Raw genomic sequence first — 15,511 nt, forward strand, 5'->3', positions numbered from 1 at the left:
AAGGCCGGCGCGCACACACCCCCGTGGGAGCGCCGCCACCCCGGCGTCCCTTTTACCCCAGCAACGCCAGGCAGGCAGGGATGCCTGCGCTCCCAGGGACTTCAAAGAAACTCTACATATTCGTGGCGAGCGCGCTGGCCGTGATGGCTTATGAGATAGTCTACGACATAATCGACTACAACAACTTTCTCCTGCAAAACCGGGGCGACGACGTGCACTTTCGAATACTCGAATATAAGGGCTGGCTTCAGAATCTGTTGGAGGAGCGATTGAGATACCAGAAATGGTACCAGGGCAGCGTGCTGTTTCCGGGGCTGCCTCATTTTACGCTTCGCGTCTTTCAGGTCCTCGCGGTCGTGGCCATAGTCTATCTGCTCATAGTATTCGTGCGGCGATTCAGGCGGGGTAATCTGCTGGCTGATCCAAGAGCGCGCGTTCTGTTTGTTACCGGGGTAGCAGTGCTGTTTCACGCGCTGATCGTCAGCCATAAGAGAATCTACTACATGGCGCATATGGCGCCCTGGTTTGCTCTCTGCGTGGGAATACTGGGTCGCGATGCGCTGAGCCAAATAGGGCGGCTGCGCGCCGCGCAATGGCCGCGCGCAAGACTTGCCTACGGCGCGGCGGTCGCAGCGGTTGCGCTTCTGGCGGCCGGCTACGGGTACCAACTCGCGAGACAGACCAACCTGTATCTTGCAAGAGTGCTCAATCCCAACCTGGCCACATTCGAGGAGTTCGCGGGCGTGTTGAGAAGCATAGTTGGCGAAGACCTTTGCCCGGTCGCGGTGCAAAACCCGAGTATATGGCTGGCCTTTCCGGAAAAGGACCGTTGTTTCGCCACGCTGGAAAAGCGGATGACGGATGACGTCGACATAGACGGAAAAGACTACGCGCTGGTGAAGCGGGCGAAGAGAGGCTTTGACGCGGCGGAAAGAACGGACGAGAAGTACCATCTGCTGGGTCAGATGAGCAACACGCCCTACGGCAATATTCTCGTCTACTACACCGGGACTGATGCGCGATACCTCTCGCTCGAGCCGAAGCGATACCACTTCTCCGGCGAGTTGCGCGGCTACACCATGGATGCACGTTGAATGTCTGAGAAGGCGCCTCACTTAAAATCACCTGTTCCAGTGAGCACAAAACAACGAGCCCAGGCTGCGTGGTTGGCTATCACGCAGACTGACGATACGCGCGCCCTGTGCGTTGCGGTCTTTCTCGTGAGCGTGGCCGTGATGTTGCTATGGCGCTTGTTCACGCAATTGGAAGCGGGCGATTCGGCGATATGGGACTACATCGCGCAAGCGATTTTGCGAGGCCAGGCGCCTTATCGAGATGTAATTGAAATCAAGGGGCCGGCAAGCGCATACCTGAGCGCAATCGCCATGTGGCTCGGCAAATCGGCCGGCTTGCGCGATGTGATCGCGGTGCGGTTTATGCAGATACTGTTGGCTGGTGTGCTATGTACCGTCACGTTCCTGGTCGTCGAAACCTATCTGCGCAACCGGGTGGCCGCCTTGATAGCCGGCTTTTTTCCGCTGATGTCTTACCACTTCGTGAGTTGGACGGAAGGAGGAACGCAGCCGAAGCTGACGATGATTCTGTTCGGTATGCTCTCGCTGCTGATGATCGCCAAAGACAGACCATTCTGGGCCGGGGTTTGTTCGATGCTGTCTTGCCTGTCCTGGCAGCCGGGTTTGTTATTCACCGGGGTTGCCGTTCTGATTTTCTCGCGATACCTGACGAGCTGGCGCGATTGGCGTGCGTTGAAGGTCGCGCTTGGGGCGATGATACCTCTCGCAGTCACGGTGTTGTATTTTTACCGGGTTGGGGCTTTGACCGATTTTTGGACCTGGACGGTTGCTTACAACTTCGAGGTTTACGCGCCCGAAGGGATAAGGAATCTGAGCGAAACGCTGGCGCATATATGGACCGTCCTGATTCGAGTTTTTTACGTGGACATCATATGGATTGCGATTGGGCTTGCCGGGCTTCTCATGTTCGCCGCGCAGCGATTGAAGCCCAAGCTAAAACCGAGAGAGGCGCTGAAATCAGCAGACCTGTACCGAGATGCTCTTGTGATCGTGCCGATTGTGTACCTGGGCTTCTGTATCATCAACCTCCAATCCGGGCCGGACCTCATACCCTTATTTCCGTTCATTGGTATCTATGCCGGATGGTTCATTGCGGAGCTGCCTCGGCTGCTAAAAAGCGTTGCAGCGATTAGCCGCCGGCCTTCTGTGTCTGGTCTCGTTGAAGCACTGCCGTCATTTGCGCTGCTGTTAGTTTTCGCTGTGGCCGTCTTTCGAGCCGCAACCTACAAACTGGAAGAGTGGACGCTGCGGTATCAGGAAGAGCAACTCGGAATTATATCCGCGCTCCTCGGGCCGGATGACAAGATATACGTCCACGGCGCAGTCGAGATACTTGTGCTTCTCAACCGGCCGAATCTGAACCCTTACATCATGTGGGACCACGGAAAGGGCGGATACATCGCCGCCAAGAAGTTCGGCGGGTCAGTCAACGCAATGGTCGATGCAATCGAAGCGGAAAAGCCAAAACTTGTTGCTGTTTCACGGCTGAGACATGTGCCCGAGGGAGTAGCTTTGGAGCGATGGTTAGCGGCGCGCTATGAAGAGCTGCCGATCACCGGTTACCAGGTCTTTGTCCGCAAGCAGCCGGTTGCGGATCTGGTTGAGCCGTCCCGCAACCGGCAGCAGATATCCTTTACGAACGAAAAGAAGAGACAACGCCATCGATATGACTGAGAGTAAACCAATGGCGGTCTGGCTGGATCGCGCTCGCGCAACCGACCCGCGAATGCTGGCGCTCTTAGCCTTCGTGTTCAGCGTGGTCACCATCGCGATGCATCGCCCCTTCAGCCAATTGGAAGTCGGCGACGCCGCGATCTATGACTACATCTCCCAATCAATACTGCGCGGCCAGGTCCCCTATCGAGACGTGATTGATATCAAAGGGCCGCTGGCTCCGCACATGAGCGCGGTCGCAATGATGATAGGCAAGACCATCGGCTTGAGAGACATCATTGCCGTTCGGTTGTTTCAGATCCTGCTGGCCGGGTTGCTTTCGTCTGCAATCGTTCTTGTGGTCGACGCCTATTTAAAAAGCCGCGCCGCAGCTCTGATCGCCTTTCTTATTCCGTTAATGTCCCGCCCGTTTGTCGAGATGATGATTGCAGGCACGCAGCCAAAGCTGCCGATGATATTGTTTGGGATGCTGGCCCTTTTGCTAATCGCGAAAGACAGGCCCTTCTGGGCGGGTTTCTGTTCAATGCTTTCGTGCCTTTGCTGGCAGCCCGGTTTGATGTTTGCGGGTGTCGCCTTGTTGATGTTCTCTCGTTATCTGACAAGCTGGCGCGACCTTCGCGCAGCAAAAGTTCTTGCCGGAGCGATGATCCCCCTGGTTGTGACGCTTGGATATTTTTATCTGCGCGGCGCGTTGGGTGATATGTGGGCGTGGACGATTACGTATAACTACACCGTCTTTGGACCTGCCGCCGAGACGACTCTGGCCGGGGCCGCCGCGCACCTTTGGACAATAGCCCGTAGAGTATTTGGGAGGGACATTATTCTGGTGGGAGTGAGCGGGCTTGGGCTTCTGGCGTTCTTAGCGGAGCGTCTACGAACAAAGCGGAGACTAAGAGAAGCGCTTAGAGCACCCGACTTTTTCAAGGATGCGCTCGTGATTCCGCCGCTGATCTATCTTGCTTTCTCTCTCATAAACTTTCAGGGAGCGCCGGACCTGATTCCCTTTTTCCCGTTTATTGGAATCTTTGCGGGCTGGTTCTTCGTCACGTTGGGGCGGCTCGTTGGAGGAATCCGATCGGCACGTCCCAGCGCGCCCCGGTTTGGGTTTGGCGTCATCGTTCCCGGAGCTGCGATGGTTGGAATTCTGCTCGTCGTTGTCGATCGATCTGCGACCTATCGGCTCGAAGGCGCGACGCTCAGGGACCAGGATCAGGCTGTGCAAGCCGTCGCCGGCCTTGTGGGACCCGACGACAAGATTTATGTTCACGGGACGGTTGAGATACTGACGCTGCTCGGCAGGTCCAATCTCAACCCCTATGTCTTCCTGGACTGGGGGGCAGACGATTTTGCGGCTGCGCGAAGAAGCACAAGCTTCAGCGCATTGATTGATGAGATGGACGCGCAGGCGCCGAAGCTGGTATCGATATCACGCTTGAGAAAGGTTTATCATCGCGCAGAGCTCGAGAAATGGGTTGAAGATCGGTACGACAAGGTAGACACGTTCAGGTACGACCTGCACATCCGCAAGCAGTAATGCTTGAAAAAAGACGGTCCGACAATCGCGCCGATGTATTGTAGGCTGTCCAGTCTGCGGCCCTGCGGTCCAGGTTTGTTCGAGCAACGGCTATCACGATGACATTCAGACGCAATTTCGATTTGTTAGTGGTCGCCGCGGTAATCGCGGGGTTCGTGTTCGTCGCGGCGGAGCGACTGGCTACCGTTCCGGTCTACGAGACCGACGAGGCTATGACTCTTCAGGTCCCCTACGAGATGCTTTATCGTGGGAAGCTCGCAATGCCTATGTGGCGCTATCTGGGCGGGAACATCGAAAACGTTTGGCACTCCTACACGCCCGTTTACTTTGTGTTGCTGAGCGGCTTTCTAAAGGTCTTTGGTTTCGGAGTGCTGCAGGGGCGCGTCTTCAATCTAATTACAGTCGTGGCGACGCTCTTGATGGTCTATCTGATAGCCCGACGGCTCTTCGATTGGAGAGTTGGGTTGATAGCGCTGATGATGATCGTCTCGGATCAGACGGTTCTTGAGCGCAGTAGACTGCTGAGAAATGACTACGCTCCAGCGGCGTTTGCGCTGCTTGCCTTTTACCTGTACCTGGTAGCAGCGCAGCGCAGGAGCACTCGGTTCTACATTGCTTCGGGGCTCGCGGCAGGCGCAGGCGTGATGTGCCACACGAATGCACTGTACATGCTTGGCGCGATCTGTTTGTTGATTCTGCTGAGAGAAGGGCTGCGCGCTTTCACTTCCAAAACGCTCTACGTCTTTGCGGGCAGCGCATTCGTCGTGATGGCGTATGAGGTGATCTACGACATCATTGATTACAAGAATTTCCTACTGCAAAACCGCGGAGACCAGTTGCACTATGGCATACTGTCACTTCGGGGCTGGTGGGACAACTTTCTGGACGAACCTAGACGCTATATCCAATGGTACAATGCCTATGACGTTGCCTTCCCGAACGTGCCGCGAACGCTCCTGCACCTTTTTCAGTTCCTTACGGTAGTCGCACTCATCTACTTGATAGCCCGATGCGCACGCTACATCAAACGCAGAACCGGCAGCGGTGGCGACCCGGTGATAGCCGAGCCGCGCGCGCTCCTTCTTTTGGTTACGGTCGTTGCGATACTCTTTTTCGCGACCCTCATCCGCAAGTTAGGTTCTTACAACGCTCATCTGGTTACCTGGTTTGCTCTTTGCGTGGGCGTATTACTCGGTGACGGCTTTCAGTGGATTACGAGACTGCGACTGAGCAAGCGGGCATCGGCAAAGCTCGCGTACCGCCTTTCTATGATCGCTGTAGCGCTTACGCTTCTCGGTTATGCCTATCTTGTTGCCAAACAGAACTACAGATACATAAGAGAAGTGCGCAACCCTGACCTGGCCTCATTTGACGAGATGAAGGGAGTGTTGAGAGACATTGTACCCGAAGAAGTTTGCCCTGTGGCAGTGAAGGCGCCAATCATGTGGCTCGCGTTTCCTGAAAAGGATCGCTGCTTTGCGACTCTCGAGCATCGAATGAGCGATGCCGTTGACATCGAAGGCAGAGATTATGCTCTGATTGTGCGTCCGAAAAGTCCCGATCACTGGGCGTGGGATTTAGATGAGACACTGCATCTGCTCGGCGAGATGGACAATACTCCATATGGCAACTTTATGATCTACTACACCGGAGTTGATCCGCGCTATCTGGCGCTTACGCCCAGGCATTATTACTTCCTCCGCAGATGGCGAGGCCACGCCACCGGCGAGCAACTGGCTGCGGCGCGCGAAGTCTGGTCGGCAGATGCGATCGCAATCAGCAACTCGACCGATGCGATCAACCGGGAAGCACTTGCTGCCCAGCCGGCGAAGGGGAAGACTCGCGCCGATGCGTTGCTTGAACTTTGCTCGATGGAACTCAAGCCTGAAACTATTTATCAAGTGGTCATGGATACTACTACGTCTGCTGAGTGGGAGCTGGTGATGATGGATGAGAAGACCGGGCGATGGATGAATCAGATCGAATTCGGCGCAGAAACGAGCTCGCAGCGCGTTGAAGGATTGTTCAGGACCTCTAGCGGGAGTCGCATCAAGCTGGCGATACGACCAACTAAACAAAGAGCTGCTGGTCCGATCCACATCTCTCGGATAAGCATACGTGAGGTCGCTCAGGTTTGAACGCGCTAGAGAAGATTAAGAAGGGACCCTAAATGCTTGAACTCTGAACTTATCGCCCTTCATGGCCGCACCAACTAGATTTTCTCCGCGAGCGCAATAATTGACGTGCCAATAGGCAAATTCATTCTACTGAACACCCCCGCTTCGACGCGATAAACACCGCCCATCAGCGCATTGATCCACGGGGGCGCTGGATGTAAATCCGAGCCCTTTTCCGGGCTCACACCTCGCCGCAGCACGCGCCACAGAGCCGCTACGGGAAAGATGAAGAAGTTGGCATAAGACAACCTCTTCACTGCAAGGCCCGCCGCGAGCAACTTACCGCGCATTTCGCCTGTCCTATAGCGCCGCGCTGCCTCGTAGACGTCGTCGTGCGCGCTGCGTAAAAATCCCAGCGCGGAATCCGTTATGACCAGATGGCCATGAGGCTTAAGCACACGTACAATCTCCTTCAACGCTACCTGATCATCCCCAACGCGACGATGGTAAAGCACGTCGAAGGCGCTCACTAGATCGAAACAGGCATCACCGAAAGGTAGATATGGCAAAGCGGCGCGCGCCAGGTTTGCCAGATGCCGCCGAGCCGAGAATTCGATCGCCAGTTCACTCGCATCTATGCCTGTTAGGGACCCATGACCCTTCAGCAAAAGAAACATGCCGCCAGTGCCGCAGCCCACGTCCAAAATCTTCCGCTGCGGGTTAGGTGGCAACGAGTCGAGCAGGACGCCTACCATGCGTCGCTTGCCCGCGAACCACCAGTGCGCGTCTTCCAAGCAGAACATCTTTTCATATTCGTCGGGATGCATAGGAATGACAGCAAAATGCTATTGGCGATTGACCGGCTTGGCGCCGTTCATGATCCCCCTTGCTTTTGGATCGCTTTGATGGACTGCGCAATCACCTCGATTTCAGCCGGCGTCAGTGTCGAGGCTGATGGCAGATACATCCCGCGCCTGCACAACATCTCAGCGACGGGGAAGGATTGATGTCCGTACTCCTTGTAGTAGATCGGCTGGAGATGCATTGGGATAAAGAACGTGCGTGTTTCTATGCCTCGCCGGGCCAGATGGTCGCGGAGCTCGTCGCGACTCATTCCGAACTCCGGTTGCACGAGAATTCCATACATCCAGAAAACGCTTTTGGCCCACGGCTTCTCAGAGGGCAAGGTCAGGCCTGGCACTGACGACAACAATTCGGTATACACTTGCGCATTGAGACGCCGGCACTCGACTAGGAACTCAAAACGCTCAGTCTGCGCCAGGCCCACAGCGGCCTGCATATTTGTCATGCGATAGTTGAAGCCGAGATACTTGTGCCAAAAATGCCGCTCATCGCTGAAAGCGTGATCACGCAGGTGGCGCGCTAGTTTTGCGATCTCCGGATCGTTGGTCGTAATCATGCCACCCTCGCCGCACGTGATAATCTTGTTGGCATAGAACGAATAAGTTGCCGCATCGCCGAGGCCGCCGATTGGCATGCCCTTATACTGCGTTCCATGCGATTGGGCAGCATCGGATAAAACGAACAGGTTATGTTTCTCCGCAACATCCACGACGGGATCCATGTCAACCGGATGTCCGTAAGTGTGCATAGGCATTATGGCCCTGGTGCGCTCGGTAATCTTGCTTTCGAGCTGTGACACATCCATGTTGTAGGTCTCAGGTTCGGAGTCGATGAGAACGGGTTTGGCGCCGGTGTACGTCACCGCGTTGGCGCTCGCGATCATGGTGAAGGCCGGTACGATAACTTCGTCGCCGGGACCTACGCCGAGCGTGGTGAGCGCGAGGTGTAGCGCAACCGTGCCGTTAGCGCAGGCCACGCCATACCTTGCGCCAACCTTCTCGGCAAACAGGGTTTCAAAATCGGTGATGTATTTGCCCGCCGACGAAATCCAATTGGTTCGCACAGTGCGCAGCAAGTATTCTTCCTCGTTGCCATCTAAACGCGGCTCGCAGACAGGCGTAATTCTAGCTGCAGTCTCGGACTGAGGGATGGTCTTGAATGTGATGACCAGATGCGGGTCTTGACCGGGGATAATGTTGGCGCGGTCGCCCAATTCCTCAATGTTGAGATTGATAGGCTGGATCAGAGCCGGTTTGGACCTGGCCGGTTGCGCAGTGTCATGTCCGATCCTTCCTTGCTCCGGTTTACTCTTTGCCGTGATCTTCGTCCGTGCGTTTTTCGGGGTCAGCGCTCTCACACGTTTTATCCTGCTGCTCTTTTCAGCTTTCACCTTCTTCTTGGTTCCCATTAGTCATCTCCGATCCGCCCGTTTCACATCCTTGAAGCATTCAGCGCGTTTTCATCTTGTGGTCCGTCGCTGTATCGTCAGCCTGAGGATCGTCAGCACGTATTTCCAGCCACGGCGAATAAAGCCGGCGAAGCTTGATGCGGTCTTACTCTTGCCGAACTCACGCGGCTGACAGACATAGGCGACCTCGACAATGCGAAAGCCCTTGCGCCTGGCACGCGCTAAGAAGTCTATGCAGTACTCTCCATACTCGCCGCGCAGCTTGATTTGCTCGAGGACAGTGCGCCGTGCCGCGACGAAGCCCGTAGTATAGTCGCGCACCGGACCGCCAAGCAGCAGGCGGGCAAATAAATTGATCGCCGCGCTGAACGCGATGGGCATCCACTCGCCCCGCGCGTCTTTTCCGCGGTTCGCGTAGCGAGACCCAATTGCCACATCGGCTCCACGCTCGATCTCCGTTAACAGCACAGGCATCGTCCGAGGCGGCATCGAAAAATCACAATCCATCCAGAAGACCACATAGCCATGTGATTCGTTAATGCCCCGCTGAATTGCGCTCGTCAGCCCGCGCTCACCGACGCGGCGGATAAGGCACACTGACGGAGTGAGCGCCGCGAGCCGTTGAACGATCTGCCATGTACCGTCAGGAGAATCATCATCCACGACCACCACTTCGGGATCCGGCAATTCCCTATTAATCGCGGCTATTAGATCGGCTATGTTATCGCACTCGTTATAAGTCGGCAGCACAACAGATACGCGGTTCATCACTTTTGAGTTTGTCCAGATATGCTTCCAGGGATTTCTCACCTATTCCATCCCCGGTTATGAGCGTCGCCAGCATCTTCAGCAGACGACTCGTTGTTCATACAAGTGTTGTAGGTACTGCGGCTAAGTTTCGTCCATCGCGTGTTATTCTCACCGGATGTGACACACACACAGAATGTGCCCAGCTCGACATAATCTGAAATCGCATAGTAGAATTTGCCACGTAACCACCAGAGATAGCAAAGTGAAATGAAATCACGGAACCTCGTGCTAAAACAAACATAAGCGATCTGCCACATAGCAAGTGGTCGCGGTTCATAGACGCGCGAAGTACTGCGACGTTGGCCGTGGCCTGCTTCCTGCTGACCGTGACGTTGATGTTCATGTATCGTCCGTTCAGCCAGGCTGAAGACGGGGACTCGGCACTCTACGACTACATCGCGCAGTGTGTCGTCCGGGGCGAGACGCCATATAAGGATGTAGTCGATATCAAAGCGCCCGGCAGCTTTTACCTGAGCGCGCTGGCGATGGAAGTGGGCAGAGCACTTGGCGTGAGGGATATCCTCGCGGCGCGGCTCCTTCACATAGCGCTCGCGGGCTTCTTATCGGCGGTAGTCTTTCTTGTCGCCGAAGCTTACATCCGCAGTCCCTTCGCGGGCCTATTGGCCGTTCTGGTTTTGCTTAGCTTGCAGCATTTTGCTTTGTGGACCGTGGGCGGCGGACAACCGAAGCTGCCAATGATCCTGTTTGGCATGCTCTCGCTGCTGTTAACAGCAAAGGACCGGCCTTTCATCGCAGGCTTCTGCTCGATGTTGTCATGCTTATGCTGGCAACCGGGATTGCTGTTCACCGGAGTAGCATTTCTGGTCTTCTCACGATATCTAACGACCTGGCGTGACCTGCGCGCGTTGAAGCTGCTGGCCGGCGCCGCAATTCCACTGGCGATATTGTTAGTCTACTTTCGTTGGGCAGGCGCTTTCGCCGATCTGTGGACATGGACGGTAGCGTTCAATTACAGCATCTATGCGCGCAAGACGCTCGAGGGCGCGGGCAATTCGCTTAGACACTTGTTGAATGTAACGCTCAGGATTTTCAAGGCGGACATTGTGCTGGTTGTCATAAGCCTCATCGGCTTTGTCATGTTTGGCATCCAGCGCTTGCGCGAGAGACTAAGAGGAATGGGTATTCTAAGGTCTCCCGATCTGTTTCGAGACGCGATCGTTCTCGCGCCGCTTGTATATCTCGCGGCTTGTCTCATTAGGTTTAATGCCGGACCTTATCTGATCCCGTTCCTTCCCTTTGTCGGCTTGTTTTTCGGCTGGTTCATAGTCGAGTCGGTGCGGATATTGAAAACAGGCCTGCTTCACGGCAACAAGGTCGAAGCCAGAAACGTCGACTGGTTGCAGAGCGGAGTGTTGGTCATCCTGCTGAGCGTGGCAGTTGTTCGCGCAGTCGCCTACCGCTTCGAGCCGATCCCGACGCTGCAAGACCAGGATAAGAGATTTGAAGCCGTCTCGAGGTTGTTGAGCGGCTCCGACACTATCTACGTCCACGGAACGACCGAGATCCTGGTGTTGTTGAACAAGCCAAACGCAAACCCTTACGTTTTTCTGGACTGGGGCAAAGACGACTACCTGGCGGCAAAGAAGTACGACGGTTCGTTTGAAGCGATCATTGACGAGTTGGAGTCCAGTGCGCCGAAAATCGTTTCGCTTTCGCGCTTGCAAAGAGTGGCGCATCGCGACGAGCTGAGACTATGGGTGGAGCAACACTATGAACCCATCGAAATGCCGGGTTACGAAGTCTACGTGCGCAAGCAATGAGGACCAATCTGAAACCAGGCAGACTCTTTCTCCAAGAGTGAGCGGAATGGCAAAGCGCAAACGCCATGAGCCACTCCCAAATCCCACCAACGCAGTTGGTGGATCGTTCATACATCGCCTACCAGCAGAGCAGAGTTGCTCCCGAATCCCACCAACGCAGTTGGATTGTTCATACTTGACCTACCGGGCGACGCTTGCCGAGTATGCCCCACCAACTGCCTTGGTGGGATTTGGAACACAGCACGGAGCAGCACGTTTGTAGGCTGAGTATGAACAATCCATCAACTGCGTTGGTGGGATTATCGGCACTCCTTCGGAGGAAGCTCTACGCTTCCTCGTCTTCCGGATTGTGGATGACGTAGCCTCTATCTGCTCGACTCGGTCACGCCAATGCCATGTCACCGTCGAGCACGTACACCTGTTCGCGGCCGCCGGCGATGGGAAAGCTCTGAACGACCTGCGATGGATAAGCCGAGAAAAAGTCTGCGAGGCTTGCTTCATTGAATCGGAGAGGCTGCTCGCCGGTGCCCGGGTTCGTGGACCGTCTGGCCACCCACGAGACCAATCGCAACCTGCTTGTTGCGAGGTTGCGAATGGGTTCCGCGATGATCACTTGCTTTCGCGCGGCTTGGAGCATTCGCTTCACGACCGGTGAAGCATCGGGGAGAAAGTGGAGCAAACTCGCTTGCATAATCACGTAGTCAGCCGTTGGTAACGGCTTGTCGCTTCGAAGATCCCACCTTTGGCCGCAACCTCCTCGCCGAATCAATCGATCGATGAACTTCGCGTTGAAATCCAGCCCGGTATACTGAACCGACTTCGCTCGCAGATATCGGTGATATAGGATCGCCGGACCGCAGCACAAATCGAGGACGCTCGCGCCGTTGGGAATCAACTCGGCGATCGCCCTATAGCGAGAGGGGTAGTGACGGCCGTAAAGCAAGACCATCGCGATCTCGTACAGCGTTGTGCTTTTGTATACGAGACTCGTCATCTTTTGCTGGAAATCGACTTCGCTTCTACGCCTGCCGCGTCTACGGCGACGCGATTGAGCACCTCGCGAATCGCAGTCTGCGGCTTGTTATTGACCCTCAAGAAAGTCCGGCCGGTATACTCTCCCAGGATTCCGAAGAACAGCATTTGGATCCCGCTCAGCACCAAAAGCGCCACCATAAGCGATGCCCATCCGACGGCATTGGGTGAGAAGTCCTGTGGAAACAGAAGCCGGTATAGCACAACCACCACCGCCAGCAATAGCCCCAGTGTCGCGAACCCGAATCCGAACCAGCTAACCAGCCGCATAGGCCGCGCCGAGAATGAAAACGCAAGCCGCGCCCACACTCTCAGCGATTTCCAAAACGTGTACGTGCTGCCCCCTGCGTAGCGCGGATGATGGTCCACGGGAATCTGCGAAACCCTCGACGTGAGTTGAAACAACAGGCCGTCGACGTAGGGGTCGGGACCCTCGTACTTACAGATCATCTCGACCACCTCTTTGCGAATGATCTTGTAAGGCGAAAGATAAATGTCTTTGGGTTTGTTGATAACCCACTCGGCGAACTTGCCGTTGAACCAACTGCCGGTGTTCTTCCACAATTTCTGCCGCTTCACGCGGAAGTCAGCGTAGACCGCGTCACCGCCCTCTTCGATTTTGCAAAGAAGCGCCGGCAGGTCGCGAGGGTGATGCTGCAGGTCGTCATCCATGATCGCGACGTACTTCCCGCGCGCCTGCCTCAGGCCGGTGATGATCGCATTGTCCTGGCCGAAGTTGCGCCGCAAATCTACGCCTACAACATTCGGATTGGTTCGGCAAATTGCTTCGATGACTGCCCAGGAATTGTCCGGTGAATAGTCGTTGACCAGCACAACCTCATAATCGCGATTCGTAGGATCGAGAGCTTCGGCGATGGCTTCGATCAAGGCTTCGAGACACTCTTCGCTCCGATAGACCGGTACGACTATCGACAGCTCAGGTTGAAGCGCGTGATCGCCGGTGTGCATCGAGTGGATCATAGCCACAGTTATTGTTGTTGTCGACCAAGAGCAGGCGCGGCAACTCGAGTCTGGGTGAGGAACTCGGACGTGCATCTTACGACACGCATTTGTTCGTCTCGGGTGATCTCCGGGAAGAACGGCAACCGCAGAAGCCGCGCGCTCAGGTCCTCGGTGAGCGGGAGATCGCCTTCCCGATAACCGAGCTCCTTTCCCATCGCAGAGGTGTGCAGCGGCACATAATGAAAGACCGCGCTGATTGAATTCTTCTTGAGGTGCGCCATCAAACCGTCTCGGGTTCCCTCGTCGCCGAGCAGCACGTAGAACATATGATAGTTAGTCTCGCAGCCCGCGGGCACGTGAGGAATACTCAGCAACTCTCGCTCTTCAAGCGGCGCCATGTTCTCGATATAGAACTGATGGACCGCGCACCGGCGAGCGGTGATGTCGTCCATCGCCTCCAACTGCGCCAGCAGAAAAGCGCACACGATCTCGGCAGGAATGAACGAAGAACCGACGTCCACCCACGTGTACTTATCAACTTCGCCCCGGAAGAACTGGCTTCGATTGGTTCCCTTCTCGCGAATAATCTCGGCGCGTTCGGAGAGCTCGGGTGAGTTTATGCAGAGCGCTCCGCCCTCGCCGCAGACATAGTTTTTGGTGTCGTGGAAACTGTAAGCCCCAAGGTGACCGATCGAACCGAGCGCCCGGCCCTTGTAAGTCGCATTGACGCCTTGTGCCGCGTCTTCTACGACGAGCAGCTTGTGCGCCTTGGCGATTGCCAGGATCGGCTCCATCTCACAGGAGACTCCCGCGTAATGGACGGGAAAAATTGCTTTAGTCTTAGGGGTGATGCTTTGTTCAATCAGGCGTTCGTCGATGTTCAAAGTGTCGGGGCGAATATCGATGAAGACCGGCGTCGCTCCGGCGCGAACGACGGCATTGGCTGCCGAGACGAACGTGAACGACGGCATGATCACTTGATCACCGGGCTTCAAATCGCAGAGCATCGCAGCCATCTCCAGGGCAGCGGTACACGAAGGAGTCATCAGCACTTTGAATATCGAGAAGCGTTCTTCGAGAAGCTCAGCGCACCTGCGCGTGAAGCGGCCATCGGCAGCAATCTCACCGCTGGAAATAGCGCTGGTGATGTATTCAATCTCGTTTCCGGTGATGAAAGGTTTGTTGAAGGGGATCTTCGGCAGCACGCTTGACCTCAATTCAGATGTCCGTCGGTGTTTTGAGAGGCATCTTGTTGCAAGCGACATTCTACATTAGCCCGTTTCTGTTGCCAAAGAACCGCATGTCCGCGTGCCGACAAAAATAAAGAAAACTGAATTGAGCGCCGTGCAATTCGCGTCATGCCTAGCGAACAAATTGGTGCCGGGTACTTGCTCAAGGTAATCGTCGTTCTTCGTTATCCCTTAAGCCGATGTCGGTGAGCTTCCCGTGCCTGCGGTATCAATCGGTTCAGGTGTTCAGATGAGTCCGTGTCTCTCGCACCAGTAGGTTAGACATGCGTGCTTCCAAAGTTGTCTCCCCGCGTCGCTTTGCCGGCTTCTTCAAGACTTTGACTGCACTGTTCTTTCGCCGGGTCCTCCAAAGAAGAGTCATTTGCTGTGCGGTCGCGTTTAACCTCCTTCTGTGGCCGGGGCCGAGTCTCGCTGGCCTGAACGTTCTCAACCTGGCCTCTCAAGCACTCAACCTGCGATGGGGTGTCCACAGCTACGAGGCCTTCTTTCTCAAGGGACTCTTCTCTCAATCCCGTAGCAAGCCTCGCCGCGAGACGATGGCTGATCGCGCCTCGGCGGTCGCTCGCATTCGGATAAGCCCCGTCAAATTCGTCGGGTACGAAAATGAGGGCGTGACGTTTACTGCTTTGCCGACGGACTTCCTTGAGCGCAGCGTCGAGGGCGTTAAGTTCACCTGGGAGTCTTCCAATCCCGAGAAGTTGGAGATAGACGACGCTGGACGAGCAAAGTTTCTTCAGCCGGGGCTCGCTCGTGTGACTTGCCGAACCGGGTCTGCCTCCGCGACTGCGGCCGTGCTGATCAGACCCAGTCATCGCCCGGTTCAGTCCGATGACGACTGGCGTTGCAACGATCAGAAGCGCCTGGACGCGGGCGGAAACATAGTCGGCGCGTTGGGCGGCCCCCAGTCTGGCGTTGCGTCTGGCGTTGCGTCAGCCGGATCGCTGCTTAGCTCACTGCTCGATAAGCTGATGCCCACCGCCTACG

The 15,511-nt window shown here is 55.7% G+C and carries 12 protein-coding genes; 6 read left to right on the forward strand and 6 right to left on the reverse strand.

Going from position 1 to position 15,511, the window contains the following annotated elements:
* From AABO57_19790 to AABO57_19805, 4 genes are all read left to right on the forward strand, one after another.
* On the forward strand, nt 1-1,094 hold a 1,094-nt coding region (locus AABO57_19790; GenBank protein ID MEK6287967.1), incomplete at its 5' end, for a hypothetical protein.
* Nucleotides 1,095-2,768 carry a DolP-mannose mannosyltransferase gene (locus AABO57_19795; GenBank protein ID MEK6287968.1) on the forward strand — a complete coding sequence of 558 codons (1,674 nt, stop codon included), beginning with the start codon at nt 1,095-1,097 and terminating at the stop codon, nt 2,766-2,768.
* Entirely contained in the window at nt 2,761-4,302 is a 1,542-nt protein-coding gene (locus tag AABO57_19800; GenBank protein ID MEK6287969.1) for a DolP-mannose mannosyltransferase, read from the forward strand. Before AABO57_19795 ends, AABO57_19800 begins: the two co-directional genes overlap by 8 nt.
* A 98-nt stretch (nt 4,303-4,400) precedes the next feature.
* Nucleotides 4,401-6,440 carry a glycosyltransferase family 39 protein gene (locus AABO57_19805; GenBank protein ID MEK6287970.1) on the forward strand — a complete coding sequence of 680 codons (2,040 nt, stop codon included), beginning with the start codon at nt 4,401-4,403 and terminating at the stop codon, nt 6,438-6,440.
* A gap of 74 nt (nt 6,441-6,514) precedes the next feature.
* Here AABO57_19805 and AABO57_19810 read toward each other — a convergent pair whose 3' ends face one another.
* Genes AABO57_19810 through AABO57_19820 form a run of 3 tightly spaced genes read right to left on the reverse strand, consistent with a single transcriptional unit; the run spans nt 6,515 to nt 9,459 of the window.
* Nucleotides 6,515-7,246, reverse strand: coding sequence for a class I SAM-dependent methyltransferase (locus tag AABO57_19810; GenBank protein ID MEK6287971.1), 732 nt, complete (start codon nt 7,244-7,246; stop codon nt 6,515-6,517).
* Nucleotides 7,247-7,293: 47 nt separating this feature from the next.
* A complete protein-coding gene (locus tag AABO57_19815) occupies nt 7,294-8,691 on the reverse strand; it encodes a DegT/DnrJ/EryC1/StrS family aminotransferase (protein ID MEK6287972.1) in 1,398 nt (465 codons plus the stop codon).
* A 51-nt stretch (nt 8,692-8,742) separates the two neighbouring features.
* Nucleotides 8,743-9,459: a glycosyltransferase gene (locus AABO57_19820; GenBank protein MEK6287973.1), complete on the reverse strand. Its 717-nt coding sequence runs from the start codon at nt 9,457-9,459 to the stop codon at nt 8,743-8,745.
* A 347-nt stretch (nt 9,460-9,806) separates the two neighbouring features.
* On the opposite strand from AABO57_19820, the gene AABO57_19825 reads away from it, so the two are divergent.
* Nucleotides 9,807-11,282 carry a DolP-mannose mannosyltransferase gene (locus AABO57_19825; protein MEK6287974.1) on the forward strand — a complete coding sequence of 492 codons (1,476 nt, stop codon included), beginning with the start codon at nt 9,807-9,809 and terminating at the stop codon, nt 11,280-11,282.
* A 382-nt stretch (nt 11,283-11,664) separates the two neighbouring features.
* Here AABO57_19825 and AABO57_19830 read toward each other — a convergent pair whose 3' ends face one another.
* From AABO57_19830 to rffA, 3 genes are read right to left on the reverse strand one after another with little or no spacing between them, the layout of a single operon-like run.
* Entirely contained in the window at nt 11,665-12,276 is a 612-nt protein-coding gene (locus AABO57_19830) for a class I SAM-dependent methyltransferase (protein ID MEK6287975.1), read from the reverse strand.
* Nucleotides 12,273-13,283 carry a glycosyltransferase family 2 protein gene (locus AABO57_19835; protein MEK6287976.1) on the reverse strand — a complete coding sequence of 337 codons (1,011 nt, stop codon included), beginning with the start codon at nt 13,281-13,283 and terminating at the stop codon, nt 12,273-12,275. Before AABO57_19835 ends, AABO57_19830 begins: the two co-directional genes overlap by 4 nt.
* 20 nt (nt 13,284-13,303) lie before the next feature.
* Entirely contained in the window at nt 13,304-14,482 is a 1,179-nt protein-coding gene (rffA, locus tag AABO57_19840) for a dTDP-4-amino-4,6-dideoxygalactose transaminase (GenBank protein MEK6287977.1), read from the reverse strand.
* Nucleotides 14,483-14,790: 308 nt separating this feature from the next.
* Between rffA and AABO57_19845 the strand changes: the two genes are divergently transcribed.
* The coding region (locus AABO57_19845; protein MEK6287978.1) for a hypothetical protein at nt 14,791-15,511 on the forward strand (721 nt) is incomplete at its 3' end.

This window comes from Acidobacteriota bacterium (genome assembly GCA_038040445.1).
Taxonomy (GTDB): Bacteria; Acidobacteriota; Blastocatellia; order UBA7656; family UBA7656; genus Onstottus_A; species Onstottus_A frigus.